The sequence below is a fragment of the Comamonas guangdongensis genome (genome assembly GCF_041079535.1).
Taxonomy (GTDB): domain Bacteria; phylum Pseudomonadota; class Gammaproteobacteria; order Burkholderiales; family Burkholderiaceae_C; genus Comamonas; species Comamonas guangdongensis.
This window is the reverse complement of sequence record NZ_JBFYGN010000007.1, coordinates 134302-160991: the sequence shown is the minus strand read 5'-3', so window position 1 is coordinate 160991 and position 26690 is coordinate 134302. Positions and strand designations below refer to the sequence as shown.

General features: G+C 64.5%; 24 protein-coding genes and 1 tRNA gene. 10 read left to right on the top strand and 15 right to left on the bottom strand.

The genetic code is table 11. From position 1 onward, the window contains the following. Position 1: 1 nt before the first annotated feature. Positions 2–1564, bottom strand: coding sequence for a 3,4-dehydroadipyl-CoA semialdehyde dehydrogenase (locus tag AB6724_RS08440; RefSeq protein ID WP_369338064.1), 1563 nt, complete (start codon positions 1562–1564; stop codon positions 2–4). 41 nt (positions 1565–1605) lie between these two features. After that, complete coding sequence (locus AB6724_RS08435; protein WP_369338063.1) at positions 1606–2100, bottom strand: 4-hydroxylaminobenzoate lyase; 495 nt, start codon at positions 2098–2100, stop codon at positions 1606–1608. A 166-nt stretch (positions 2101–2266) separates the two neighbouring features. Between AB6724_RS08435 and AB6724_RS08430 the strand changes: the two genes are divergently transcribed. Further along, positions 2267–3169, top strand: coding sequence for a helix-turn-helix transcriptional regulator (locus AB6724_RS08430; protein ID WP_369338062.1), 903 nt, complete (start codon positions 2267–2269; stop codon positions 3167–3169). A 6-nt stretch (positions 3170–3175) separates the two neighbouring features. Here AB6724_RS08430 and AB6724_RS08425 read toward each other — a convergent pair whose 3' ends face one another. The 3 genes from AB6724_RS08425 to AB6724_RS08415 form a co-directional block, all read right to left on the bottom strand. Then, positions 3176–4003: a M48 family metallopeptidase gene (locus AB6724_RS08425; protein ID WP_369338061.1), complete on the bottom strand. Its 828-nt coding sequence runs from the start codon at positions 4001–4003 to the stop codon at positions 3176–3178. 9 nt (positions 4004–4012) lie between these two features. Then, on the bottom strand, positions 4013–4894 hold the full coding sequence (locus AB6724_RS08420) for a DMT family transporter (protein ID WP_369338134.1): 882 nt from the start codon (positions 4892–4894) through the stop codon (positions 4013–4015). Between the two features lie 109 nt (positions 4895–5003). After that, positions 5004–5699, bottom strand: coding sequence for a helix-turn-helix domain-containing protein (locus tag AB6724_RS08415; protein WP_369338060.1), 696 nt, complete (start codon positions 5697–5699; stop codon positions 5004–5006). Between the two features lie 101 nt (positions 5700–5800). Between AB6724_RS08415 and AB6724_RS08410 the strand changes: the two genes are divergently transcribed. The 3 genes from AB6724_RS08410 (at position 5801) to AB6724_RS08400 (ending at position 9391) form a co-directional block, all read left to right on the top strand. Continuing rightward, complete coding sequence (locus AB6724_RS08410; protein WP_369338059.1) at positions 5801–7156, top strand: AmpG family muropeptide MFS transporter; 1356 nt, start codon at positions 5801–5803, stop codon at positions 7154–7156. A gap of 128 nt (positions 7157–7284) precedes the next feature. Beyond that, positions 7285–8031 (top strand): response regulator, encoded by a 747-nt coding sequence (locus AB6724_RS08405; protein ID WP_369338058.1) that lies wholly within the window; start codon positions 7285–7287, stop codon positions 8029–8031. A 139-nt stretch (positions 8032–8170) separates the two neighbouring features. Further along, complete coding sequence (locus AB6724_RS08400; RefSeq protein ID WP_369338057.1) at positions 8171–9391, top strand: HAMP domain-containing sensor histidine kinase; 1221 nt, start codon at positions 8171–8173, stop codon at positions 9389–9391. A gap of 46 nt (positions 9392–9437) precedes the next feature. Here AB6724_RS08400 and AB6724_RS08395 read toward each other — a convergent pair whose 3' ends face one another. The 3 genes from AB6724_RS08395 to AB6724_RS08385 are packed head-to-tail and all read right to left on the bottom strand — an operon-like array spanning position 9438 to position 13284. Beyond that, entirely contained in the window at positions 9438–10775 is a 1338-nt protein-coding gene (locus AB6724_RS08395) for a UDP-glucose dehydrogenase family protein (RefSeq protein WP_369338056.1), read from the bottom strand. Next, a complete protein-coding gene (locus tag AB6724_RS08390) occupies positions 10772–11782 on the bottom strand; it encodes an NAD-dependent epimerase (protein ID WP_369338055.1) in 1011 nt (336 codons plus the stop codon). The genes AB6724_RS08395 and AB6724_RS08390 overlap by 4 nt, the downstream gene beginning before the upstream one ends. Then, a complete protein-coding gene (locus tag AB6724_RS08385; RefSeq protein ID WP_369338054.1) occupies positions 11779–13284 on the bottom strand; it encodes an ArnT family glycosyltransferase in 1506 nt (501 codons plus the stop codon). The genes AB6724_RS08390 and AB6724_RS08385 overlap by 4 nt, the downstream gene beginning before the upstream one ends. Positions 13285–13420: 136 nt before the next feature. Between AB6724_RS08385 and AB6724_RS08380 the strand changes: the two genes are divergently transcribed. Together AB6724_RS08380 and AB6724_RS08375 are read left to right on the top strand one after the other, a co-directional pair. After that, entirely contained in the window at positions 13421–14437 is a 1017-nt protein-coding gene (locus tag AB6724_RS08380) for a glycosyltransferase family 2 protein (RefSeq protein WP_369338053.1), read from the top strand. A 32-nt stretch (positions 14438–14469) separates the two neighbouring features. Further along, complete coding sequence (locus AB6724_RS08375) at positions 14470–15369, top strand: lysylphosphatidylglycerol synthase transmembrane domain-containing protein (RefSeq protein WP_369338133.1); 900 nt, start codon at positions 14470–14472, stop codon at positions 15367–15369. On the opposite strand, the gene AB6724_RS08370 is transcribed toward AB6724_RS08375, so the two are convergent. Further along, complete coding sequence (locus AB6724_RS08370) at positions 15360–16661, bottom strand: O-antigen ligase family protein (protein ID WP_369338052.1); 1302 nt, start codon at positions 16659–16661, stop codon at positions 15360–15362. The two genes, AB6724_RS08375 and AB6724_RS08370, sit on opposite strands and share 10 nt — an antisense overlap. A gap of 79 nt (positions 16662–16740) precedes the next feature. On the opposite strand from AB6724_RS08370, the gene AB6724_RS08365 reads away from it, so the two are divergent. Further along, positions 16741–17505, top strand: a complete 765-nt coding sequence (locus tag AB6724_RS08365; RefSeq protein ID WP_369338051.1) for a glycosyltransferase family 25 protein — start codon at positions 16741–16743, stop codon at positions 17503–17505. On the opposite strand, the gene AB6724_RS08360 is transcribed toward AB6724_RS08365, so the two are convergent. From AB6724_RS08360 to AB6724_RS08345, 4 genes are all read right to left on the bottom strand, one after another. Continuing rightward, positions 17495–18580 (bottom strand): glycosyltransferase, encoded by a 1086-nt coding sequence (locus tag AB6724_RS08360; protein ID WP_369338050.1) that lies wholly within the window; start codon positions 18578–18580, stop codon positions 17495–17497. The genes AB6724_RS08365 and AB6724_RS08360 overlap by 11 nt on opposite strands. A gap of 79 nt (positions 18581–18659) precedes the next feature. Further along, entirely contained in the window at positions 18660–18869 is a 210-nt protein-coding gene (locus AB6724_RS08355; RefSeq protein ID WP_369338049.1) for a zinc-finger domain-containing protein, read from the bottom strand. Between the two features lie 115 nt (positions 18870–18984). Further along, complete coding sequence (locus AB6724_RS08350) at positions 18985–19923, bottom strand: branched-chain amino acid transaminase (protein WP_369338048.1); 939 nt, start codon at positions 19921–19923, stop codon at positions 18985–18987. A gap of 118 nt (positions 19924–20041) precedes the next feature. Then, the gene (locus tag AB6724_RS08345; protein ID WP_369338047.1) at positions 20042–20452 is read right to left on the bottom strand and encodes a glycerate kinase; all 411 of its coding nucleotides are present in this window, start codon (positions 20450–20452) and stop codon (positions 20042–20044) included. A 210-nt stretch (positions 20453–20662) separates the two neighbouring features. On the opposite strand from AB6724_RS08345, the gene AB6724_RS08340 reads away from it, so the two are divergent. After that, the gene (locus AB6724_RS08340; protein WP_369338046.1) at positions 20663–22375 is read left to right on the top strand and encodes a methyl-accepting chemotaxis protein; all 1713 of its coding nucleotides are present in this window, start codon (positions 20663–20665) and stop codon (positions 22373–22375) included. 20 nt (positions 22376–22395) lie between these two features. On the opposite strand, the gene radA is transcribed toward AB6724_RS08340, so the two are convergent. Further along, the gene (radA, locus tag AB6724_RS08335; RefSeq protein ID WP_369338045.1) at positions 22396–23781 is read right to left on the bottom strand and encodes a DNA repair protein RadA; all 1386 of its coding nucleotides are present in this window, start codon (positions 23779–23781) and stop codon (positions 22396–22398) included. A gap of 168 nt (positions 23782–23949) precedes the next feature. Between radA and AB6724_RS08330 the strand changes: the two genes are divergently transcribed. Next, positions 23950–24026: transfer RNA gene (locus AB6724_RS08330), tRNA-Met, on the top strand. A 160-nt stretch (positions 24027–24186) separates the two neighbouring features. Here the strand turns inward: AB6724_RS08330 and AB6724_RS08325 are convergent. Beyond that, the gene (locus tag AB6724_RS08325) at positions 24187–25494 is read right to left on the bottom strand and encodes a Glu/Leu/Phe/Val family dehydrogenase (RefSeq protein WP_369338044.1); all 1308 of its coding nucleotides are present in this window, start codon (positions 25492–25494) and stop codon (positions 24187–24189) included. Positions 25495–25704: 210 nt separating this feature from the next. Between AB6724_RS08325 and AB6724_RS08320 the strand changes: the two genes are divergently transcribed. Then, positions 25705–26628, top strand: coding sequence for a fumarylacetoacetate hydrolase family protein (locus tag AB6724_RS08320; RefSeq protein ID WP_369338043.1), 924 nt, complete (start codon positions 25705–25707; stop codon positions 26626–26628). Positions 26629–26690 lie beyond the last annotated feature (62 nt).

Sequence of the window (26690 nt, the reverse complement as noted above, 5' to 3'; positions counted from 1 at the left end):
TTCACACTCCTGCGCTTTGAGCAAGCGCTTGCAGGACCTGGGGCGCGGCCTGGATGGCGCTCTTGCGGTGATAGAAGTCCAGTGCCCGCAGGCCGCCGAGTTCGGCGCCGCCGCCGGCACGGCCGGGGCCGCCGTGCAGGGACTGGGGCATGACGTTGCCGTGGCCCGTATGCAGCTTGCCCACATCGGGCGTGACCACATGCACGCGGCCATGGCTGGCCGCGAGCTCGCCGGCCGCAGCGGCCAGGGCGCCCGCATCCTCGCCATACAGAGAGCAGACCAGCGAGCCCTGGCCGCGATGGGCCAGGGCCAGGCCGTGCTCCAGATCGCGGTAAGGCAGCAGCGTGGCCACGGGGCCGAAGACCTCCATGTCGTGCACCAGCGCGCAACCATCGGGGTCCCGGGTTCCCAGCAGCACGGGCCGGGCGCAGGCGGCAATCGCGGGATCGGCGTCGACCAGCGGGCTCTGTCTGCCGTCGTAGAGCGCATCGGTATGCGCGAGCAGCTGGTTCAGGCCCTGTTGCACGGTGTCGTACTGCACACGGCTGACCAGCGAGCCCATGTGCACGCCTTCATGGCGCGGGTTGCCCACGCTGGTCTTGGCCAGCTGCGCGGCTATGGCCTGGGCCAGGTCATCATACTGCGCTTGCGGCACCAGCACGCGGCGTATGGCCGTGCATTTCTGGCCGGACTTGACCGTCATCTCGCGCGCCACCTCGCGCGCCAGCAGGGCCAGGGCCTCGCTGGCGGCCGCGTGGCTGGGCAGCAGCAGCGCGCAGTTCACGCTGTCGGCCTCGATATTGCAGCGCACGGAATCGCGGGTGACGGCCGCATGCGAACGTATGGTGGCGGCCGTGGCGGCCGACCCCGTGAACGAAACCACATCCATGGGCTGCAACTGGTCCAGCAGCCCGGCCGAGCTGCCGCAGATGATGGACAGCGCGCCCGGCGGCAGCACGCCGGCCTCGATCACGTCCCGGACCATGCGCTGCGTGAGCCAGGCCGTGGCCGTGGCGGGCTTGACGATGATGGGCACGCCCGAGAGCAGGGCCGGTGCGGCTTTTTCCCACAGCCCCCAGCCGGGAAAGTTGAAGGCATTGATGAACAAGGCCAGACCGCGCGTGGGCACCTGCAGATGCCGGGACTGGAATACACCCTCCTTGGCCAGCGCCACGGCCGCGCCATCGTCGAGATGCCGGGTATCGCCCAGGGCCGCCCCCCATCTGGCGTACTGGCCCAGCGTGTAGATGCCGCCGTCCACATCCACGGCCGTGTCGTCCTTCACCGTGCCGCTGTTGGCCGTGGAGATTTCGTAATAGGCATCGCGATGGCTTTGCAGCACGGCGGCCACATCGGCCAGCAGCCTGGCGCGCTGGGCATAGCTCATGGCGCGCAAGGCCTTGCCGCCGGCGTCGCGCGCAAAGGCAAAGGCAGCTGCCAGATCCAGACCCGTGGCATCCACGCGCACCAGCTCGGTTCCTAGCACCGGGTCCAGCAAGGCGCTGCCCGGGCCGGTGCCGGTTTGCCAGCGGCCCGCAACATGGTTGGCAAGTAACTCTGTCATGACCTTGACCTCTGCAAATGGAAGAAAGCGGGGCTGCGGCTTCAGGCCGCAGCGCGTGTGAACTGGATCTGCCCTGCTGGCAGCAGATAGAGCACCCAGGCCTCGCCCTGGCTGACCGTGGGCCGGTGGGCGCTGCCCGGGCCGTAGACGCACCAGCCCGCAGGGTGGCCGTCGAACAGCGCGCCGGGAGTGATGGGCAGGATGAGATCTATCTCGCCCAGCGGGTGGGCATGGTGCGGTCCGGCAAGGTCTTTCATCTGCACCACGTCGACCGAGAAGCCGCCGAGCGCGGGACCGGCTTCGAACACGCGGCCCCAGCGTATGCCCGCGTTTTCGCGCTGGCAGAGCCAGCCCTGCGCCACGCCGCTGGCGCAGGCCGCGCGCATGCGCTCATACCAGGCGCTGTCTGCACCATAGTGCGCATTGAGCCAGGTCGCGAGTTCGGCATCCAAAGCGCGTCCGTCCAGGCTTTGGGCGACAGTTGCGACCAGCTGTTGAAAGGTCTCAAGCGAGGGCGTGGCGGTGGGGGCGGCCATGTTGTCTCCTGAAGTGCTGTTCTGATCAGCATCAAATCTTCGATGAAACATGCAATATTGTGCGTGCAATCTAAAGATAATTAGGGGACAATTGAGTGTCAAGCAATATATTGCATGATTGGCGTTAACCCCGACTGTTTATCATTCACGCCCTCTGGGGAGCTTTATGGATCAGTTAGACATGGCATCCGCATCCGTGGCGGAAGGGGACGAGGCAGGCAAGAGTCCGCTGCTGCAGGCATTGGGGGAGCGCGTGCGCAATCTGCGCGCGCGCCGGGGTCTGACGCGCCGCAATCTGGCTGCCAGCGCCCAGGTGTCGGAGCGGCATTTGGCCAACCTCGAATACGGCACCGGCAATGTCTCCATTCTGGTGCTCCACCAGATCGCGCTGGCGCTGCAGTGCAGCATGGCCGAGCTGCTCGGCGATGTGACGGCCTCCAGCGCCGAATGGCTGCTGCTGCGCGAGCTGCTCGAAGGCCGCAGCGAGCAGGACCTGCACCGCGTGCGCCTGGCCGCGGGCGAGATCCTGGGCACGGCGCCCAGCGGCGATCCGCACCGCGGCTCGCGCATCGCGCTCATAGGCCTGCGCGGCGCGGGCAAGTCCACGCTGGGACGCATGCTGGCCGAGCATCTGAACGTGCCGTTTCTGGAGCTGAACCAGGAAATCGAGCGCGTGGCCGGCTGCAGCGTGCGCGAAATCTATGACCTGTATGGCGCCGGCGCCTACCGGCGCTACGAGCGCCGGGCTCTGGAGGAGGCCGTGCAGATCTACAGCGATGTGGTGATCGCCACGCCGGGCGGCATCGTGTCTGACCCCGCGACCTTCAACGAGCTGCTCAGCCACTGCACCACGGTCTGGCTGCAGGCCAGGCCCGAGGAACATATGGGGCGTGTCGTGGCTCAGGGCGATACCCGTCCCATGGCCGCCAACCCCGAGGCCATGGACGATCTGCGTCGCATCCTGGACGGACGCTCGGCGTTTTATTCCAAGGCCGACCATCTGCTAGACACCAGCGGCAAGAGCCTGGAGCAAAGCCTGGAGCAGCTGCGCGCGCAGCTCGGCTGCTGAACGCGGTTAGCGGCGGCGGGCCTGCTCGTACAGGGGCATCACGCGCGGCACATTGCTTTCCAGCTGACGTATGCGGTCCGGGCCCGTGGGGTGGGTGGAGAGAAAGCCTATGCCGCCGTTGCCCGTGGCCTCGCCCATCTTGCGCCACAGGCTGACCGAGGCCTGCGGGTTGTAGCCCGCGCGGGCGGCCAGCTCCAGTCCCACCAGATCGGCTTCGCTTTCGTCGCCGCGGCTGAACTTGAGGCTCAGCAGCTGCCCGCCAAACCGCGCCGCGGCGCTGCCGATATCGCCCAGGCCCAGCAGTTGCGCGCCCAGCGATATGCCGATGCTGGTGGCCTGGTTCTTGGCCAGCTGCTCGCGCGAATGCTCGCGCAGCGCATGCGCCATCTCGTGACCCATGACCATGGCGATCTCGTCGTCGCTGAGCTTGAGCTGGTCGATGATGCCGGTGTAGAAGGCGATCTTGCCGCCGGGCATGCAGAACGCATTGATCTGCTTGCTGGCTATCAGATTGACTTCCCAGCGCCACTGGTTGGCGCGCGGATTCCATTGCACGGCATGGGGAATGAGGCGTTGGGCGATGCCGCGCAGGCGCTGCAGCTGGGCGTTGTCACTGCCTGCAAGCGCCCCCTGGGCCCTGGCCTGCTGCAAAAGCTCCTGATATTGCTGCGTGGCGGCGTTCTCCAGGGTTTCCGCGGGCACCAGGCGCCGCAGGACCGAGGCATTGCCCACATCCACCTGGGCCTGCGCCGGGGCGTGCAGCAGCGCGGCGCAGGCCAGGGCCAGCAGCAGGCAGCGGGGGGCAGACAGGCCAGGAGTGGAGAGGAGGCGCATCCGCCAAGTCTATGCGAGGCAGGACCGCTGCTGGCTGCTGCGCTCGGCCCGCACCACCAGCCACAGGCCGCCTATCACCCCCAGCAGGCCCAATACGGACCACCAGGCCGGGCGCTCGCCGACCACCAGCAGAGACAGCATGAAGGCCGTGATGGGCTCGGCCTTGCTCAGCGCCACCCCCGTGGCTGCCGACATGCCGCGCAGGCCCACGGAGAACAGCAGATAGGCGAGGCCCGTGGCCACCATGCCCAGATAGACCACCACGGCCCAGCCGCCGACGCCGGCCTGTAGCGGCCCGCCCAGCCATGCGGCCAGAGGCAGGGACATCAGCGCCGAGCAGCCGAACACCCAGGCGTTGACCCTGGCGACGCGGCCCTGCACCACCAGGGCCTGATTGACCAGCGCATAGGCCGCATAGGACAGGCCGGCCAGCAAGCACAGCGCCATGCCGGCCCAGGGCAGCTGCTGGCGATCGGTGGCGGCCAGCGCCATGACAATGCCGCCGCTCACGCCGGTGCAGGTGCCCAGCCACCACTGCGCGCCGGGCATGCGCTTTTGCACCACGGCCTGCATGAGACCGGCCCAGATGGGGCCGCTGCCTATGGCCAGCGCCGTGCCCAGGGCCACGCCGCTGGCGCGCACGCCCGCAAAGAAGCTGAGGTTGTAGACGGCCATGCACAGGCCGCAGAACAGCAGCCGGCCCCAGCGTGGCGGCGATGCCGGGCGCCCGCGGTCCAGCATCAGGGTCAGCCCCAGGAAGAACAGCGCGGCCATGGCCATGCGCAAGCCGCCCACCCAGTAGGGCGAGAGCTGAGCGGGCGCGAAGTGCTGCGCCGTGCCCGTGGTGCCCCAGAGCATGGCCGCGGCCAGCACCAGACCCACGGGGCCCAGCGAGGCGCCGGAAGCAGGGGAAGAGAGAGTGGAGACGGAAGACATGATGCAGCCATCATGCGCGGCCCGCCGCGGCTCAACTGTCGAGAAACGCTTGCGCTGAGGCGGCTCAGCGGACGGCGCGCAGCTGGCGCGAGGTCACGCCGCGTTCGCGCCGCAGCGCATAGGCCAGGGCGCTGGCCGAGGCATAGCCGCAGCGCAGTGCGGTGAGTTCCAGCGCCGCGCCCTGCCTGAGCTGCTGCGTGGCCGCATCCAGGCGCAGGCCGCGCAGCCAGTCCTGGGGCGTGTGACCCGTGAGCTCCACAAAGCGCGCATGGAACTGGGCCACGCTCAGATGCATCAGCTCGGCCAGCCGCGCCGTGGGCCAGCTCTCGTGCAGGGCCGCCTGCACGCGCTGCTGCAGCCACTGCAGGTCCAGGCCGCGGCGCTGCAGCAGGGAAGGGGCTTGCAGCACCAGGGCCATCTGCGCCGCGGTCGACAGGCTGGAGACGGGAAAGCGCAGCGGCGGCGGGACCGCGAAGCGCCGCAGCCGGTCCAGGCCTGGAGCCATGGGCGCATCGATCACGAAGACTTGGGTCTGGGGCTGGGCCAGGTAGCCATGATCGGTGCCCGCGGGGATGACCATGCCGCAGGCGCTGTCCACAAAGCCGGACTGCCTGCCGACCTCCAGTTCCATGCGGCCCCGCAGCGCGAACAGAATCTGCGCATGGTCGTGGGCATGGGCCTGATGTTCGCCGCTGTAGCGGCGCACCGAGGTCTGCGCTTGCAAAAGCGCAGGTCGGGTGGGCGGCGAGTCCTTGCTCATGGGCACGATTGCGGATAGACCTGGCGGCGGGGTAGGCGATGTTAGCGCCTGCACCGGGGCATGGGCAACCGATAATGCCTTCTGCCCCAGAGAGCCAGACCATGACCGAGTCGTTCAAAACTTCCAGCACCCTCAACACCGCCGAAGAAGCCGCCCCGAAACGAGGCTGGGGCCAGGCCTTCAAGATCTACGCCCAGCCCGCGAGCCTGCGCATGCTGGCCTTGGGCTTTTCCGCGGGATTGCCGCTGCTGCTGGTGCTGGGAACCCTGAGCTTCTGGCTGCGCGAGGCGGAGATCGATCGGACCACCATCGGCTTTCTGAGCTGGGTGGGCCTGGCCTACGCGTTCAAATGGGTCTGGTCACCGCTGGTGGACAGGCTGCCGCTGCCCGTGCTGAACCGGCTGCTGGGGCGGCGCCGCAGCTGGCTGCTGTTCTCGCAGCTGCTGATCGTGGCGGGCCTGCTGGGCATGTCGTTCATGGATCCCAAGCAGGCGCTGCAGCCGCTGGTCATGTGCGCGCTGCTGGTGGCCTTCGGCTCGGCCACCCAGGACATCGCGCTCGACGCTTTCCGCATCGAGTCGGCCGCGCTGGAAAAGCAGGCGGCCCTGGCCGCGACCTACCAGACCGGCTATCGCCTGGCCATGATCTGGGCCGGTGCGGGCGTGCTGTGGGTGGCCTCGCAGGTTCAGGGCGAGCTGCAGGGCTATGTGGTCCATGCCTGGCATGTGGCTTATACGGTGATGGCGGCGAGCATGCTGGTGGGCATGATCACGGTGCTGCTGTCGCCCGAGCCCGAAGCCAGGCCCATGGCTCCGGCGCGCAATGCGGCCGAATGGATCAAGGGCGCGCTGATCGCGCCGTTCGCCGATTTCATCGGCCGCTACCGCTGGCATGCGCTGCTGCTGCTGGCGCTGATCGGCCTGTACCGGGTCAGCGACGTGGTCATGGGCATCATGGCCAATCCCTTCTATGTGGACATGGGCTACACCAAGGACGAGGTGGCAGCCGTGACCAAGGTGTTCGGCGTCATCATGACGCTGGCCGGCGGCTTCGTGGGCGGCTCCATGGCCGTGCGCTGGGGGGTGATGCGCGTGCTCATGCTGGGTGCGGTGCTCTCGGCCTGCACCAATATGCTGTTTGCCTGGCTGGCCACGCGCGGCCATGACGTGTTTGCGCTGGTCTGGGTGGTCAGCGCGGACAATCTGTCGGGCGGCATCGCTTCCGCGGCCTTCATCGCCTATCTCTCGGGCCTGACCAATGTGCAGTACTCGGCGACCCAGTACGCGCTGTTCAGCTCCATGATGCTGCTCATGCCCAAATGGCTGGCCGGCTTCTCCGGCGCTTTCGTGGATGCCTATGGTTACCAGGCGTTTTTCCACACCACGGCGCTGATGGGCCTGCCGGTGCTGTTGCTGATCTATCTGGCGTCCAAGGTGAAATTTGGCTCCAACGCTTGATGTATTGGCGCTGTTAGCTATGGTTTTCTTGCTGCATGGCGGGCGTTTACCCAACTTTACGCAGCAGACAAGAGCAACTCACCTGTGCGCTGCAGCATGTGGCCTTGAACCAAACGCAAGGCGCGAGCATGACTACACTGCCCTCTATGAGCACGCACCGACTTCTGATGATTGAGGACGACGTCCGCCTGGCGCAAATGGTGGGCGACTATCTGGGCAACAACGGCCTGGAAGTGGCCCATATGGCCGACGGCAAAAGCGGTCTGGAGCGGCTGCAGCCGATGGACGGCGCGGTGGCCGAGCCGCCCGATCTGGTGATCCTGGACCTGATGCTGCCCGATATGGACGGGCTGGAGGTCTGCCGCCGCATCCGCTCCATGCCGGGCGCCACCGCGCAGGTGCCGGTGCTGATGTTGACGGCCAAGGGCGATCCCATGGACCGCATCATCGGCCTGGAGCTTGGCGCCGACGACTATCTGCCCAAACCTTTCGAGCCGCGCGAGCTGCTGGCCCGCATTCGCGCCATTCTGCGCCGCAAGGGCAGCGAAGGCCCGGCGCCGTCCACCGCCGTGATGCGCTTTGGCAGCCTGGAGATAGACCGCGATGCGCGCACCGTCGCCGTGAGCGATCAGGCCGCCGAGCTGACCTCCTACCAGTTCGATCTGCTGGTGGCGCTGGCCGAACGTGCGGGCCGGGTGCTGACGCGCGACCAGATCATGGAGGCCGTGCGCGGCCGCGAACTGGAAGCCTTCGACCGTTCCATCGACGTGCACATGGGCCGCATCCGCGCGGCGATCGAGGCCGACCCCAAGAGCCCCAAGCGCATCCTGACCGTGCGCGGCGTGGGCTATGTGTTTGCCAAGCAGCAGGATTGAAATGACCCCCCTTGAGCCGCTGCGCGGCTTCCCCCCAGGGGGACGGCCGCCTTTGCGGCGGGGCGGCCCTTGCTGGCGGCCTCTGGCTTGGTGCATGCTGGTTCAAATCAGGCGCCAGGGCGGCGATGGAGATGAGTGAATGAAACTGCTGCATGTTTTTTCCCAGCGCCTGTATCTGCGCATCTGGCTGGCCGTGGTGGTCGGCGTGGCGGCGTTGACGCTGTGCGTGGCCTGGGCCTGGAAGATTGCCGAAGAGCAGCGTGCGCAGAACAGCAGCACGCCGCCGTCGCGCGAAATGGTCATGAACGGCCCCGATGGCGAGGTACTGGTCGAAGGCCGGGCCACCCGCGTGCCGGGCCTGCCCGGCGATGGCGTGCGCTTTGAAATCACCGGCAACGATGACAAGACCTATCAGCTGTGGCTGGCGCCGCGCGAATGGCGCGAAGGGCGTCCGCCGCCGCGCGACGGTGCGGTCGCGTTCTGGCTGCGCCCGCCATTCGGCTTCCTGTGGATGCTGGGGCTGGTGGGCGTGGCGGTGGTGGTCGGCGTGTTTCCCATCATCCGCCGCCTGCTCAAGCGGCTGGAAAGCCTGCAGCGGGGCGTGAAGCGCTTCGGCGAGGGCGACCTGTCGGTGCGCGTGCCCGAGCACGGCCATGATGAGGTGGCCGATCTCGCCCATCAGTTCAATGCCGCGGCGGCGCGCATCGAGGCGCTGGTCACCTCGCACAAGTCGCTGCTGGCCAATGCCTCGCATGAGCTGCGCTCGCCGCTCACGCGCATCCGCATGGGCCTGGAGTTCATGGGTGACGACCCGGCCAGCGCGCGTTCCAAGGCCGAGATACAGCGCAACATCACGGAACTCGACCAGCTCGTCGACGAGATCCTGCTGGCCAGCCGGCTGGACATGCGCGAGGTGGATGTGGGTACGGTGGAGTCCATGGACCTGATCGGCCTGGCGGCCGAGGAATGCGCGCGCATCGGCGCCGAGCTGGACCTGCAGACCGACGGCCCGCTGGAGGTGCAGGGCGTCTCCAGACTGCTGCGCCGCGCCGTGCGCAATCTGCTGGAGAACGCGCGCCGCTACAGCCAGGGCGAGATCACGCTCTCGCTGGCGCGGCAGGGCCGCACGGCGATGATCCGTGTGGAAGACCATGGCCCCGGCGTGCCCGAGCCGCAGCGCGAGCGGATCTTCGAGAAGTTCTACCGGCTGCCCGGCGCCAGCGAGCGCTCCGGCGGCGTGGGCCTGGGCCTGTCGCTGGTGCGCTCGATCGCCGAACGCCATGGCGGCAGCGCGCGCTGCGAGGCCAGGCTGGACGGCCAGCGCGGCGCGAGCTTTGTGATCGAGCTGCCGCTGGCGTAGCCGCAACCGTTGCCAAGCCCTGCAGGTCATGGCCTGCAGGGTTGTTTCAGCGCGGCGGGTGCGCGGGGCGGCCTATGGAGACATAGCCCAGGCCATGGCTGGCGGGCAAAGCCGGGTCATAGAGATTACGGCCGTCGAAGATCATTCTGTCGCCCAGGGTTTGGGCCAGCAGCGCGAAGTCGGGGGCGCGGAAGACCTGCCATTCGGTGACGATGGCCAGGCAGTCGGCGCCTTGCACCGCGGCCAGCGGGCCGTCCACCAGCCGCAGATCATCGCGCTCACCGTAGATGCGCAGCGCTTCCTGCATGGCCACGGGGTCATAGGCCTGGACCCTGGCTCCGGCGGCCCAGAGCGCCTCGAGCAGATTGCGGCTGGGGGCCTCGCGCATGTCGTCGGTATTGGGCTTGAATGCCAGTCCCCAGAGCGCGATGGTCTTGCCCTTGAGCTGGCCGCCGTAGAAGGCGTTGATGCGCTCGAACAGCACATGGCGCTGGGCATGGTTGCGCTCCTCCACGGCATTGAGCAGCAGGGGCTCGAACTCCACTTCCTTGGCCGTGTGGATCAGGGCCTTCACATCCTTGGGGAAGCAGCTGCCGCCATAGCCCACGCCCGGATAGATGAAGTGGTAGCCGATGCGCGGGTCGCTGCCTATGCCGCGGCGCACGGCCTCCACGTTGGCGCCCAGGCGCTCGGCCAGATTGGCGATCTCGTTCATGAAGCTGATCTTGGTCGCCAGCATGGCGTTGGCCGCGTATTTGGTCAGCTCGGCGCTTCTCACATCCATCACCACGATCTTGTCGTGATTGCGGTTGAAGGGCGCGTAGAGCTCGCGGAGCTTGGCTTCGGACGCGGGATTGCCGGTGCCGATGATGATGCGGTCCGGGCGCTGGCAGTCGCCCACGGCCGCGCCTTCCTTGAGGAATTCGGGGTTGGAGACCACATCGAACGGGTAGCGGACGCCGCGCTGCTCCAGTCCGGCGGCGATCACGGCCGAAACCTTGTCCGCCGTGCCCACGGGGACCGTGGATTTGTTGATCACGATGCGCGGGCCGTCCATATGCCGGGCAATGGTCTGGGCCACGGCCAGCACATATTGCAGGTCGGCGCTGCCGTCTTCATCGGGGGGCGTGCCCACAGCCAGAAAGATCAGTTCGCTGTGTGCGACGCCTTCCTCGGCATTCGTGGTGAACTGCAGTCGGCCGAGCTGCTGGTTGTTGATGACCAGGGCATCCAGGCCAGGCTCATGGATCGGGATCTGCCCGGCCTTGAGCGCCGCGACCTTTTTCTCATCCACATCCACACATAGCACTTGATGGCCGACATCGGCCAAGACGGCGCCTTGCACCAGACCGACGTAGCCGGTACCAAAAACAGTGACTTTCATACGCGATAAAAAGAACGATACCAATCCACAAACTGCTGCACGCCGGTGCTGACCGGCATGGCCGGCGCAAAGCCCACCCAAGCCTGCAGGGCCCGGGTGTCGGCCGCCGTGCTGTGCATGTCGCCGGGCTGTATGGGCAGCATGCGCTTGTCGGCCGTGATGTCCAGCGCGCTTTCGAGCGCCGCGATGTAGTCCATCAGCAGGGTCGGGGAGTTGTTGCCGATATTGAAGATGCGGTAGGGCGCCGTGCTGGTGCCGGGATTGGGATGCTGGCTGTCGTAGCCGGCATCGGCCGTGGCCGGCTTGTCCAGCACGCGCATGATGCCTTCGACGATGTCGTCGATATAGGTGAAGTCGCGCACCAGCTTGCCCTCTCCATAGACGTCTATGGTTTCGCCCGCCAGCATTGCCTTGGTGAACTTGAACAAGGCCATGTCGGGGCGGCCCCAGGGACCGTAGACCGTGAAAAAGCGCAGGCCCGTGGTCGGAATGCCGTAGAGATGGGAATAGGTATGGGCCATCAGCTCGTTGGCCTTCTTGGTCGCCGCGTAATAGCTGATGGGGTGGTCCACCGCATCGCTTTCGGCAAACGGCATCTTGGTATTGCCGCCATAGACGCTGGAGCTGCTGGCATAGACCAGATGCTGCACCCGGTGCTTGCGGCAGCTCTGCAAGATATTGCCGAAGCCCAGCAGATTGGAGTCGGTGTAATCGTCGGGCTGGTCAATCGAATAGCGCACGCCGGCCTGGGCGGCCAGATGCAGCACCTTGCCGGGGAGCACTTCGGCAAACAGCCGCTCCATGCCAGGGCGGTCGGCCACATCCAGTTCCACGAAGCGGAAGTGGGCATGCGGGCGCAGCTGGTCCAGACGCGCATGCTTGAGCGCCACGTCGTAGTAGTGGTTGAGGTTGTCGATGCCGACGACGGGCACGCCTTGCTCCAGCAGTCGCTTGGCGCAATGCATGCCGATGAAACCGGCGCAGCCGGTGATCAAAACAGGATTCATGGGGCAATCCAGACGTATTGGTATTGCGCAGGGGTTGCGCTGGCCGGCATTTTTTCAAAGGGAATGCTCAGCGTTCGGATCGTGGTTTTTGGCAGCTGCGTGAACACGCCGTCCCACCAGCCCGGTACGGGCTTGTCCGCACGCGTGATCAGCAGCAGTTCGGTGGCGGCGGGAGCCTCGGTCTGCGCCAGGCATTGCTGCAATTGCTTGCCGTCCGAGCAGCCCAGTGCATAGCTGTCCGGGAACTGCGAATGCAGCATGGCGGCAATCATGTGGTCCGAGCCGACGATCACGCCCTTGCCGTCATAGCCTGCGCTGCGCAGCTCCCGGGTCAGAGCCTTGACCGGGTGGTTGAGTTCGTCGGGGTCGTTCTTGCGGCCGCCGTTCCAGGGCCGGAAGGTGGCCATGGCCAGAAACACCAGGGCAAAGACGAGGACGATGGCTGTGAAGCTGCGTCCCGCATTCTGCTCCAGCAGGGCCGGGCGCCAGACATACAGGGCCAGAGGGGCGATCGCCGTCAGGGGCAGCATCCAGCGCTGCTTGAAATCCGTCACGTCGGCCGCCAGCACCATGGCCAGCAGGCAGGCCGCGATGATGAGCAGATAGCGCTGCAGCAGGGGCCAGGCCCATGAGCGGGTCGCCGGCGGCGTGGGCTGCGAGGCGGTCCAGAGCCTGGATCTGTAGCTCAGCAACACCGAGATCAGCCACAGGCCCAGGGTGGACAGCAGGGCCGTGGCCAGATTGCCCAGGCCTTTGAGGCGGGAGACTTCGGCAGAAATCGACATCTTATGCACGGTCTCGGTCGTGGCCATGCTCCAGTGCGAGGCCAGCCAGGAGGCATGGGGCGCAAACAGCAGCAGACCGACCAGCGGGGCCAGCCACCAGCCCTTGGCAAAGATGGCGGAGCGCACCTGGGCCACCGTCATGGAGGCCACAAACAGCGCGCCGATCAGCATGGCATAGCTGTACTTGGACAGCATGCCCAGGCCACAGAACAAGCCGATCAGCACAAAGTTGACGGGCTGCGGCCGCTGGACCTGGCGCAGCACGGCCCACCACAGACCCATGGTCATGGCCGTCACCATCACGGTATGGGTCTGGTCGCGCAGGGAGTCCCAGCCAAAGGGCGGCATCAGCAGCAGGCCTGCCGCGACCCACCAGGCACCCTTGTCGTTGAGGAGTTGCCGGCCGGCCAGCCAGGCCAGGCAGTAAGTCAGCGCAATCAGCGCATGCTTGAGTACCGCCAGCGCCAGGACGGAAGGGCCGAGCACCTGGCAGACCGCCCATTGCAGCCAGGTGTAGAGCGGGGGCTGGGGGCCATAGCCCAGAGCCAGATGCTGGGTCCAGAGAATCTGCTCGGACTCATCCCATTTCATGCCCGACGAAATCAGGGTGCGCGAGAGTATGTGGGCACAGGCAAGCAGCAGCAGGCCTAGCCATGGTTTGGCGTACAGCGCCTGTTGCCAGTCGCGGCGGGGGGATTCGGTGGTGGTGGATGCCATAGCGTTTGGCAGGTGCGCAAGGGTCGGGAGCGTGCGCTCACGTTTGCGCATGCCTGCATGGGCCAAACCTGAGCTTGGCGGAAATGGCACCTAGGGTATTCAGTTAGTATAGGTGACTGTTATCCAAATGTTGAGCATGAAGTCCGTGCACGATTCAATTCCCGAAGTTTCCATCGTTGTCCCCGTCTATAACGAGTTCGATAACCTGCCCGATCTGGTGGCGCGCATCGATGCCGCCATGAGCGCGCAGCCGCTGAGCTACGAACTCATTGCGGTGGATGATGGATCGACGGACGGAAGCGCCAAGCGCCTGCGCGAACTGGCGGAGCAGCATTCCTGGGTGCGTGCCGTGTGCCTGGTGCGCAATTACGGCCAGTCCAGCGCGCTGCAAGCGGGCTTTGATCGCGTGCGCGGCCGCTATGTGGTGACCCTGGATGCCGACCTGCAGAACGAACCCGGCGATATTCCGCTGCTGCTGGAGCGGCTGGAGAGCGATCCCGATGTGGACATGATCTCGGGCTGGCGCAAGAATCGCCAGGACAAGGCCCTGTCGCGCCGTCTTCCGTCCGTGCTGGCCAACCGCCTGATCTCCAAGTTCACCAATGTGCAGCTGCACGACTATGGCTGTGCGTTGAAGGCCTATCGCCGCGAAATCATCGACCGCATCCGCCTGTATGGCGAGATGCATCGCTTCATTCCGTCCCTGGCGCGCGATGCGGGCGCACGCATCGCCGAGGTGCCGGTGCGTCACCACGCGCGCACACGCGGCGTCTCCAAGTACGGCATCGATCGCACCTTCCGGGTGATTCTGGACCTGATCTTCATCGTCTTTTTCATGCGCTTCCGCCAACGTCCGTTGCACGCTTTTGGCGGCATGGGGCTGTGGATGGCGACGCCCGGTTTCCTGATCCTGCTGTGGCTGCTGGTCGAAAAAATCATGGGCGAGTCCATCGGCGGCCGTCCCTTGCTGATGGCCGGCGTCATGCTGGTGCTGATGGGCATGCAGTTCATCGCCGCGGGTCTGATCGGCGAGTTGCTGACCCGTATCTATTACGAGTCCGGCAGCGGCTTGCAGTACTACGCCAAGGAGTATGGAGCGGTTGAGCCGGCACCCGAAGCACAGATCGCGAAAGCTGCGTCCCCCGCATTGTGAGCAAGGCGCGTAAAGCTGTTGTGCGTGCCCTGATGGGCATGGTCTTGCTGGCCGCCGTTGTCTATTTCGCCAATCCCGTCCAGCTCTGGGGGCGGCTGCAGCAGGCCAGCCCATGGTGGCTGCTGGCGGGCTTTCTGGCCTCCATCGCCTCGAACGTCGTCTCGGCATGGCGCTGGCGTGCCATGGCCAGGTGGCTGGGCGCAGAAATGTCGCTGGCGTCCAGCATGCGCTGGTATTTCCAGGCCATTGGCTTGAATGTGCTGCTGCCCGGTGCCGTCGTGGGCGGCGATGTTTACCGGGCGATTGCCCTGCAACGCACGGGACAGGCCAAGGCCGCGAGCAATCTATCGGTGATTCTTGATCGCGTCAGCGGCCTGTGGATGCTATGCGCGATCGGCGGCCTGGGCGCGGCGGCCTGCGCTTCAACCTTGGCACCCTGGCTGCATCTCGATATTGCGGTGTTCGGAGGCCTGCTGCTGGCGATCACGGTACTGTGGCTGTTGCTGCCAGGATTGCTGCTGCTTGGCCTGCATCAGGGATGGCTCAGCTTGCCGGGCGCATGGCTGGAGCCCATACGCACAGCGGCTCTTAGCCCTGATTTCGTGCGGCAGTTGCTGGTCCAGGCTGCAAGCTCTGCGCTGGTCCAGCTTTTGTCGGCGGCGGCGCTGGCATGCGGCGCCGCCGCCCTGGGCACGTCTCAGGAGCCGCAGGTCTGGGCCTTCGCCATCGCTCCGGTGTTTCTGATGGCCGCGCTGCCCGTCAGCGTGGGCGGTTGGGGCACAAGGGAGGCTGCCGCCGTTGCGGCACTGGCGCCATTTGGGGTGCCAGCGGTTCTGGCCGTCGGCGTCGGGCTGCTGTACGGAGTGTTTGCTCTGGGCCAGGGCGCTTTGGGGGCGCTGGCCCTGGGCTTGCCCGCTAGAAGTCAGGCCTGAGTCGCTGCCGCGGGCTGGGCTTCCAGTCTGCAGATACCGCCCCAGAGCACCGCAAGACCGAAGATGTAGAACATATTGCCGCTGTTGTGGGCAAAGAAGACCTGTGTCCAGCCAAAGCCGAAATAGGCCAGGGGCAACAAGGTCGCAGCGGCGCGCAAGGCCAGCATCTTGGGACGCTGTTCCACATCGACTAAGTCGAGGCGGCGCGGGGTGGGCCAGAAGATGCAGACCGGCACGGCATAGAACAAAAGCAGCAGAATCAATCCCGTGAGCCCGCGCTTGACCCACATGTCCAGAATTTCATTGTGGGCATGCCCGTACTTCATGACGGAGGGATGGGCCAGTCCCTGATCGACCATTTTTTGCTTGGCTTGAGCATATCCTTCTAGTCCCCAGCCAGCTAGAGGGCGCTGCTCGATCAAGTGAATTGCCAGACGCCATTGTTCCAGCCGCTGCCCTACCGATGTGACCGCATATTTTTGAGGGTCTTGCTGATATTGAGACATCTGCAGCGAAGCCTCTGCGCTGCGCTGTTCCAGCTTGTTATAGGCTGGCACGGCCAAAATCAACCCGAGTACGACCATGGCGCCAGCGGCCATGCTTGCCAGACGACGATAGCCATTGAGCCAGGCCATGCACCAGATGGCGGCAATCAGCAAAGGAATGACAACCCAGGAGCCGCGGGAGTCGGAGAGGAAGGAGGCATATATCCCGCATGCGCCACATAGGCCCAGGGCGGCGATTTGAAGCTTGCTCCAGCGGCCCAGCAAGGCCAGGGTCAAAGTGGCAAAGCCGAGATACATGGCAATGCCGCCGTACTCAATGGCATTGGTAAAACCGCTAACTCGTGGCATTTGAAGGGCTATGGCCTGATAAGCCGCAATCGCCAAGGCTCCGACGCCACCACACGCGAGTCCCCAGGCGATTGTCGAGAGACGGATGCCTGTCTTGCTCAGATACCAGAGACTCAGGGCTGCCAACGCATATTTGGCGCCGTAGCCCCAGCCGGCGGCAGAGAACCAGTGGTCAAAAGACAGGCTCCATAGCAGGCCCATGAGCAGCATGATCCCCACAAAAAGAGTTGTGCTGGGCTGTGATGCTGTCTTGGGCCGGACTGCTATGAGCCCTATCAGGGTGAAAAGAGCGATGGCCGTGGAGCCATAGGAGTAGCCGGAAGGAACGCAAAGGCTCAGTGCAAAGAATGCAAAGCAGGCTGCATCCATGGCATGGGGAAGAGCGGATGCCAGTTTGCTCTTTGAGGGGGCGGCTGGTGCTTGCAAGTTCGCATTCATATAAGGTGTCAATCGAGTGTTGCTGCGAGAAGCTGTTCTTCAAACTACACTGCAGCCGTTTTGTTTGGAGCCGAAGTGTATGTCGTCATTGCCCATTGTCTTTATCAATTTGTCTAAGGACGTGGAGCGCCGGGAGCGGATGACATCGCAGCTGGCGCAGATGGGGCTTATGGCCTCCCGTTTGCCTGCCGTGTGGTGGACGGACCTGACGGAGGCCGAGCAAAAGCGCTATTTTTGCGCCCCCCACAGTCATGGTCGCTATCACAAGCCTTTGAGCAATGGCGAAAAGGGCTGTTATTGCAGCCATTTGAAAGCCTGGCAGCAGCTCATGGATAGCGATGCTCACGCCATGGCCGTTTTTGAGGACGATGTGCGGCTGCTGCCCGAGTTGCCCCAGGCGCTGGAGGCGATAGCCGCCTTGCCTGTCGATGGCAGCTGGGACATGATCAAGCTCTATGGCCGTGAACACGAGAAGATTGCCAACCGAGGTCCGCTGGTCGCAGGCATGCTGGAATTGATCTCCTACCGGCGTGTGCCCAGTTTTGCGGCGGGTTATGTGATCAGCAGAGCCGGTGCGCAAAAAATGCTCAAGACCCGTATGCCGTTTGACAGGCCGGTAGACGTTGATATCCGCTTCTGGTTTGAGAATGGATTGCACGTTTTTGGTGTCCATCCTTCGGTCATTGCGCTGGATGACACCAGCGAGGTCAGCAGCATCTGGGCTCAGCAAGAGGCTCCTGCCGGCCTTGCTCAGCGGCTACGCAAATTCAAAATGAAACTTGAATTGACATGGGGTAACAGCTTGGCCAAAGCACCTCATGTGTCCGAGATTCTCAAACCCTAGTGGCTAACAGTTCTTGATACTGGGCCCACATGTGCTTGCGCTCATAGTGCGCGTGAGCAAAATCGCGGGCCGTTTGCCCAAGCTTTCGGGACAGGCCAGGGTCCAGGAGAAGCTGCTGGAGTGCATCGGCCATGGCGTTCACATCCGATTCCGGCACCAGCAGGCCGCTGACACCAGGCTCCACGACTTCACGTGCGCCGATGACATCGGACACCACGCAGGCGCATCCTGCTGCCATTCCCTCGACCAGGGCCAAAGGCATGCCTTCCCAGTGGGTGGCAAGCACGAATACTTGGATGCGAGATAGTCGTCGGGGCAAATCGGAAACATTGCCCAGAAACCGGACTTGCTGCTCAAGGCTTAGTTGTTGAACCAATCGTTGGGCCTGAGCTTTTAGACTGCTTTTGCCGGCACCGGCCAGATAGAGCGTTGGACTCAAGCCGCGTTGCTTGAGCACGTCGAGTGCCTTGATGAGGGTGCTCTGATCTTTTTGCCGCGCAAAGCGTGAAGCCATGAGAATTGCGGGCTCGCGATCTCCCCAACTTTGCGGCATGAAGTCTGCGGGAAAGCGCGAGAGGTCTATGCCATTGCAGATGGCCTTGCATTTCTCAGCAGGGAAGCCTCGCTCTACCAGACTGGTTCTGACACCTTGAGAGACTCCGATATGAGCTTCTGTAAAAGGTTCCAGAGCCAGGGCCTGGCGAAGACGGCGCGGCGTATAGCGCTCGCGCGAGTTGTGCTCCACATGGAAGATGCGCGGCACTCCTTCCGCCACCGCGGCCCTGCGACCCCAGATATGGTCGCTGAAACCATGGGCGAAGACCGCATCGGGCTTGAAGCCGCGAATGATTTTGCGCAGCTCCCAGACGGTGATCGCGTGCATCCAGTTGGAGACGACCCGGACCTGAAGGCCTTGTTGCCGCAGCTTTTCAATCTTGGCCTCATCGGTGCTGGGCTTGCGCCGCAGCACAAGCAGGACTTCATAGCCCGGCGTTTGCAGGGCGGCCAGACTGAGATCTATGGCAACTTGGGTGGCTCCGGAAAATCCTCCGGTGACGAAATGCAGAATACGCATGGGCAGTGGTCTTGGCGCCGAAATGAAAAAGCACCTGGAGGTTCGCAGGAACTGCCAGGTGCTTGAGAGCTGGGAGTGATCAGTGTCCGCCCGCAAATACCTCGCCCGCCTTCAGGCGGTAAGTGGTGCCGCAATAAGGGCACTTGGCTTCGCCGGTCTTGGCCACATCCAGATAGACCTTGGGATGGCTGTTCCACAGCTTCATATCGGCCTTGGGGCTGGGGCAGAACACACCGCCTTGGGCGTTCAGGTCTTTGGCAGCCAGTTCGACAACGGCGTTCGTGGTCATTTTCGTATCTTTCTCGTGTTTTCAAGGATGCGAGGCCTTGGCATCAACGCTGTCCGAGTCGGGAGCGCCGCGCAAAGGCCGTTTCGCGGCGCAGCCGCTCAAGGGGTGTTGATTTTTACACCTTGGTCAGCCAGTGTGCGTATTTGGGATTGCGGTCGTTGACGATGTCAAAGAAGGCCTGCTGGATTTTTTCGGTGATCGGGCCGCGGTTGCCCGCGCCGATCTCGATGCGGTCCACCTCGCGGATGGGCGTGACCTCGGCGGCCGTGCCGGTGAAGAAGACTTCGTCGGCGATGTACAGCTCGTCGCGCGTGATGCGCTTTTGCACCACTTCCAGGCCCAGGTCCTGGCAGATGTGCATCACGGTGTTGCGCGTGATGCCGTTGAGCGCGCCGGCCGACAGATCGGGGGTGTAGACCACGCCGTCCTTGATGACGAAGATGTTCTCGCCCGAGCCTTCGGAGACGAAGCCGGAGGCGTCGAGCAGGATAGCCTCGTCGTAACCGTCGTCCAGGGCCTCGGTGTTGGCCAGGATGGAGTTGGTATAGTTGCTCACCGCCTTGGCCTGGCTCATGGTGATGTTCACATGGTGGCGCGTGAAGCTCGAGATCTTGACGCGGATGCCACGCTGCATGCCTTCCTCGCCCAGGTAGGCGCCCCAGGCCCAGGCAGCGACCATCAAATGGATGGTGTTGCCCTTGGGGGAGACGCCGAGCTTGCGGTCGCCGATCCAGGTCAGCGGGCGCAGATAGCAGGACTTGAGATGATTGGCCTTGATCACGTCGATCTGGGCCTGGTTCACCTGCTCCTGGGTGAACGGGATCTGCATGCGCAGAATCTTGGCGCTGTTGAACAGGCGCTTGGTGTGGTCCTGCAGGCGGAAGATGGCCGTGCCCTGCTCGGTCTCGTAGGCGCGCACGCCTTCGAAGGCCCCACAGCCATAGTGCAGCGTGTGGGTAAGCACGTGGATCTTGGCGTCGCGCCATTCCACCAGTTGGCCATCCATCCAGATCTTGCCGTCGCGGTCCGACATCGAGGGAACAGCAGGGCTCATAAAACCATCCTCTATGGGTTGTGTAGTCGGCGGGCATCGGGCTGAGGCCAGCGGCGGTGCTTGTCTCCTGAGACCGGTATTTTAGGGCGCGGCAGGAGAGGATGTCTGGGCTGTTGCTTCAGGCTGCTTCGTCGCTGTTCTGCTTGGGGCGCTCCAGCGTCCATTTCATGAGCCGTCCGCTCACGAATTCGCAGGTGACATGGGAATGGGTGCCGTCGGTCCAGCGATAGATTTCGGGGTCCTGGCCTTCTGCGGACAGGCGCTCGCCCAGAGAGCGCGTCATGGCCACCACATGCACCAGTGGTACTTTAGGCTTGAGCTTGGCATTGAGCATCACCGCGCTGCCCACATAGCCGATGGGGCGGTCTGCCGCTTTTTTCATCACGTTCATCAAGCGCGTGAAGTGCAGCAGCACCCACATCAGGATGCCGCCTGCCACGGCCGCGACGCCGGGCCAGCCGGCCGACCGGAAGGCTGCGACCACCAGCACGACCAAACCCAGGGGAACCAAAATATTGCGCAAATTCATGTCTCAAATTATCTCAGCATGGCGGCTATGGCTTGAGAGCGGCAATTGAATATACAAATTTGTCGTTGAGTGGCGCAAAATGTAACAATTGAGTCATTAATGTTGCTAATTCCGATCCCGCAGCCCTGGGGGATCGCACAGCGCCGAATATGACCCCTCTCCTGCCCGCCACTGGCGGCAACCCATTGTTTGTGAAAGTTGGCTCACGCCATGCGATTTGAGAATATCCGTGTTTCCTTCAAGCTGGCCTTCAGCCTCGGCGGCTTGATGTTGTTGATGTTTCTGGTGGCGTTGTGGGCTCAGCAGCATGCTGCCAACACCACGGCTTCCAACGAGCGTTTGATCGCCGACTACGAGCAGCGCATTGCCACGGCACTGGAGTGGGCCGGAGCGATCGAAGCGGTAGGCGAAAGCGTGCTGGCCAGCAATATGACGCCCGATGCCGATCTGACCCGGCTGTTTGATCGGCGCGTGAAGCAGGGCATAGAGCGCATCTCCGAGCTGCAGGCCAGGGTGGTCAAGCATGCCAGCAGCGATGCAGACCGCAAGGCGCTTGACGTGGTGCAGGCCGAACGCACGACCGTCCAGGCGCTGAACAAGCGCCTGCGCGGCCTCAAGGACGGCGGCGATATGGACAGCCTGCGTACCTTTGTTGAAAGCGAATACCTGCCCGGCATATTGCGCTACACCGCGACGCTGCAGGCCTTCATCAAGCTCCAGCGGGATCAGCGCGACATGGGACAGCAGCAGGCAGCGCAGTTGCTGCGGACGGCCATGTTGACCAGCTGGGCGCTGCAGGGCCTGGTTTTTGTCCTGGGTCTGGCGCTTGCGTTTGCGTTAACCCGCTCCATCACCAAACCTCTGCAACAAGCACTGTCACTTTCGGAAACCATTGCCCACGGAGATCTGACGGCCAAGGCCGAGGTCGCCCGGGAAGATGAATTCGGTCTGCTGCTGCGCGCCCAGACCACGATGGCGGGACGTTTGCGTCAGCTGGTGAGCGAGGTGCACGGCAGCGTCAACTCGATCTCCCTGGCATCGCAGGAGATCGCCGCCGGCAACCAGAATCTCTCGTCCCGGACCGAGCAGACGGCCTCGAATCTCGAGGAGACCGCGGCCAGCATGGAGGAGCTGACTTCCACCGTGGCCCAGTCCGCCGACAACGCGGTCCAGGCCAGCCGGCTGGTGCATACCGCGGTCCAGGCCGCGGAGCATGGCGTCACCGTGGTGGGCAAGGTGATTGAAAGCATGCAGCAGATCACCGACCGCAGCCGCCGCATCAATGACATCATCGGCGTGATCGACAGCATTGCGTTCCAGACCAATATCCTGGCCCTGAATGCCGCGGTGGAAGCCGCGAGAGCCGGCGAGCAGGGCCGGGGCTTTGCCGTGGTTGCCGGAGAGGTGCGGACTCTGGCCCAGCGCAGCGCCGAGGCCGCCAAGGAAATCAAGCATCTGATCACCGACTCCGTCAACGCCGTCAACATGGGCTCCGACCAGGTGAATCAGGCGGGAGAAGCGATTACCGGCATTGAGAGCAGCGTGCGCAAGGTCACCGATCTGATCAGCGAAATTTCGGCAGCTTCGGCCGAGCAGCGCGATGGCATAGGCCAGGTGAACCAGGCCGTCAATAACCTCGACCAGATGACGCAGCAGAATGCCGCCCTGGTGGAGGAGTCCGCTGCGGCTGCGTCTGCCTTGCACGATCAGGCCATGCGTCTGCTCCAGCTGGTACAGGTGTTCAAGATCGACCAGGCCGATGCGGCGGCCGCAGACCTCTATCGGCAGCCGTTGAAGCAGCCGGCACTGTCCGGGGCCTCCCAGGGCCAGTCGCCAAGACCGGCAGCGCTGTCGTCGACGCAGGCGGCTGCGCCGCAAAAGCAAGCCAAGGCCAATGCTCTGGACGAGTGGGACAGCTTCTAAGCCGTGACCGGGCGAGGCGCCTAAGCCATGCCGCGCGCGATATTCATGGCCTCGTCCACGCGCTCCACGGCATGGATGGTCAGGCCGGGAATGGCTTTTTTGGGCGCATTGGCCTTGGGCACCACGGCCGTGGTAAAGCCCAGCTTGGCGGCTTCCTTCAGCCGCTCCTGGCCGCGCGGCGCGGGGCGCACCTCGCCGGCCAGGCCGACTTCCCCAAAAGCGATAAAGCCCTTGGGCAGCGCCTTGCCGCGCAGGCTGGAAGTGATCGCCAACATCACGGATAGGTCAGCCGCCGGCTCGTTGATGCGTACGCCGCCCACGGCGTTGACGAAGACATCCTGATCGGCGCAGGCCACGCCCGCATGGCGATTGAGCACGGCCAGCAGCATGGCCAGGCGGTCGCGGTCCAGACCCACGGACAGCCGGCGCGCGGCCGGGCCGCCCTGGTCCACCAGGGCCTGGATTTCCACCAGCATGGGGCGCGTGCCCTCCAGCGTGACCAGCACGCAGGAGCCAGGCACGGGCTCGCTGTGCTGGGAAAGAAAGATGGCGCTAGGGTTGGTCACGCCCTTGAGGCCTTTTTCCGTCATCGCAAACACACCGATCTCGTTGACGGCGCCGAAGCGGTTCTTGATGGCGCGCACCAGGCGGAAGTTGCTATGCGTGTCGCCCTCGAAGTAGAGCACGGTATCCACCATGTGCTCGAGCACGCGCGGGCCGGCCAGCGCTCCATCCTTGGTCACATGGCCGACCAGAATGATGGTAATGCCGGTGGTCTTGGCCGCGCGCGTCAGATGGGCCGCGCATTCGCGCACCTGGGCCACCGAGCCAGGCGCCGATGAGAGCTGGTCCGAGTACACGGTCTGGATAGAGTCGATGACGACCACGGCCGGCTGCGTGGCCTCCATGGTGGCCAGTATCTTCTCGAGCTGGATCTCGGCCAGCACATTGACCTGGCTGGCGTCCAGTCCCAGGCGACGCGAGCGCAGCGCCACCTGAGCGCCGCTTTCCTCACCCGTCACATACAGAGTGGGCAGGCCCAGGCGATGCAAGGCATCCATGGCCTGCAACAGAAGTGTGGACTTGCCTATTCCGGGATCGCCGCCAATCAAGACCACGCCGCCTTCGACCACGCCGCCGCCCAGAACCCGGTCCAGCTCCTCGATGCCGCTGGGCGTGCGCGCCACGTCCTGGGCCTCGATGGCCGACAGCGGCGTGACCGGCTGGGCATTGGCCAGGCCTGCATAGCCCTGGGGCTGGCTCAGGCGGTTCTTGCCGCCCGAGGCGGATTCCGCCACGGTTTCGATCAGCGTGTTCCAGGCGCCGCAGCTGGGGCATTTGCCCAGCCAGCGCGGGCTGGTGCCGCCGCAGGCATTGCAGGTGAAGGTGGTTTTCTCTTTAGCCATGCCGGCCACTATACAGACGGCAGATTGCCGCTTGTCATGCAGGCAGGGCGACAAATTTCAGAGCCAATAGCCGTATCAAAGATGAGTTCATATAACTGCCGCACATGACAAGCCCGTTTCGCGCTATAATTCAATCCATCGACACAGCAGCTGTGCGAATCAAATTACCGCGCGATGGAGCAGTCTGGTAGCTCGTTGGGCTCATAACCCAAAGGTCGGAGGTTCAAATCCTTCTCGCGCAACCAACAAAAAGGCCTTCTGGAAACAGAAGGCCTTTTTCATTCCACCTCTGAAGAGGGCGTGTCCTAATCCAGGGACAGCGAGCAAGGGCAGCCCCGCAGCGAGGCTGTCGTCCCCCTCCCGAAGAGAGAGAGGGGGAAGCGGCAAAGCCGCTCAGGGGGTGCTTTATGGATACAAGCCGCGCATTTCGCGGGCGTGGAGGATGCGCTTGCAGGCCACGATGAAGGTGGCGGTGCGCAGCGTCACCTTGTGCTCCTGGGCCACGGCCCAGATGCCGGCAAAGGCCTCCTGCATGATGCGCACCAGGCGGGCATTGATCTCGTCTTCGGTCCAGAAGAAGCTGGAGAAGTCCTGCACCCATTCGAAGTAGCTGACCGTCACGCCGCCGGCATTGGCGATCACATCGGGCAGCACCAGCACGCCCTTGTCGTTGAGGATGTCGTCGGCCTCGGGAGTGGTGGGGCCGTTGGCGCCCTCGATCACCATCTTGGCCTTGATCTGGCCGGCGTTGTCCTTGGTGATCTGGCCTTCCAGTGCGGCGGGGATCAGGATGTCGCAGTCCACGCCCCAGAAGGCCTGGTTGTCCATGGCTTCGGCGCCGGCAAAGCCGCCCACGCCGCCCGTGTTCTCCACATGGGCCAGCAGGGCCGTCACGTCCAGGCCGCCCGCGTTATGGATGGTGCCCGTATGGTCCTGCACGGCCACGATCTTGGCACCGGCCTCGGCAAACAGCTTGCCAGCGGTACCACCCACATTGCCGAAGCCCTGTACGGCAACGCGTGCGCCAGGCACCGACAGGCCGGTCAGCTTGGATGCTTCCACGCCCACGGTGAACACGCCGCGGCCGGTGGCTTCCACGCGGCCCAGCGAGCCGCCCAGGTCCACGGGCTTGCCCGTGACCACGCCGGTGGCCGTGGCGCCGGTATTCATGGAGTAGGTGTCCATCATCCAGGACATGATCTGGCCGTTGGTGTTCACGTCGGGCGCGGGGATGTCCTTGGAGGGGCCGATCAGCAGGCCGATCTCGCTGGTGTAGCGGCGCGTCAGGCGCTCCAGCTCTGCCTTGGAGAGGGTGCGCGGATCGACGCGGACGCCGCCCTTGGCACCGCCGTAGGGCACGTTCACGGCCGCGTTCTTGACCGACATCCAGGCCGACAGGGCCATCACCTCGGACAGCGTCACGTCCTGGTGGAAGCGCACGCCGCCCTTGCCGGGACCGCGGCTCAGGTTGTGCTGCACGCGGTAGCCTTCGAAGTGGGCGATGCGTCCGTCGTCCATCTCGATGGGCACGTCGACGATCAGGATACGCTTGGGACGCTTGAGCGTTTCCACCCAGCGCGCCAGCGAACCCAGGTAGGGCGTGACGCGGTCTACCTGCTGCAGGTAGATGCCCCAGGGGCCGAGGTGATCGGAATTGAGATAGGAAGGCAGGGCGTGCGCCACGGAGGGCGCCGACGGGGCTTTGGCTTGCATGATGTGGGCCTGGTTGACTGATGTTCGACGGCTGTGTTTTGCGCTGCCGTCGTCCGGGATTCACAGTGTGCGCGGGCCTCATTTTCCTGTCCAAGGCCAGATGCTTGCGGTTTTATGCAATTAATGCATAACCATAAGGTGAAGACTTACAAGCATGGGCCGAGTGCCGGCCTGCCGGCATGGGAAACCGAAATTTGCCATCATTGCTCCATGCCTGAAAACAACGATTGCAAGAGCGGCTGGTGCGGTCCGGCGCCTTTTGCCAATACCCCGCCCATGGGGCTCGCGCCCGAGTTGCAGACCCAGGAGGATGTGCTGCCCGACTGGAAGCAGATCGCCTCCGAGTTGCATGAGGATGCCTACGCCACGGCCGATGCGCTCTGGTGGTCGCGCAAGCTGGGCGAAAAAATGAGCCTGGGCGCCGATGTGGCGCCGCTGATGCGCGACGAGGCCGATGCACGCGCCGTGCAGAGCGCTCTGGCCCGCGCCTGGAACTGGTGGCCCGCCGGGCGCGCACCGCGTTACTGGAAGTCGGGCGGCGCCGATCGCCAGGCTGCCCTGCTGCATGTGGCCCTGCCGGAAAACGGCGTGCAAGAGGGCCGCTTGCAGGCGGTGGCGCCGCAGACCGTCTTCAATATGCGCGGGGCGGAGGCTGAAATCGCCTTGCGCCTGGGCCGGTCGGTGACGGCCGAGCAGGCCGCGGCGCTGGATTACGACAGCGCGCTGGCTTTGCTGGACGGCGTGGCCGTGGCCATCGAGTGGGTGGACGTGCGCTGGCGCGACGGCCTGCAGGCTCCGGCTCTGGCCCTGCTGGCCGATGGCCAATGCCACGGCGGACTGGCGCTGGGCGAGTGGCAGCCGACCTCTGTGCTGCAAGGCCGTGACTGGGCGCGGCAGCTCTGCACGGTGCAGGTCAACGGCGGCGAGGCCCAGCGTTTCGTCGGTACGCATAGCCTGGGCGATCCCGCCTGGCTGCTGGTGGACTGGCTGCAGCATGTGGCGGCCGAATACGGCAGCGTGCCTGCGGGCACGGTGGTGACCACCGGGACCTGGTGCGGTTGCCAGCGGTTGGAGGCCGGCGATCGCTTCGATATCTCGTTCGAAGGCCTGGGACAGCTGGGTTGGCAGTTCTAGGTATCTAGGATGTTGCTCCTGAAATCAAAGCGGCTTGCGCAGGCTAGGGTGAGGTTTCAGGT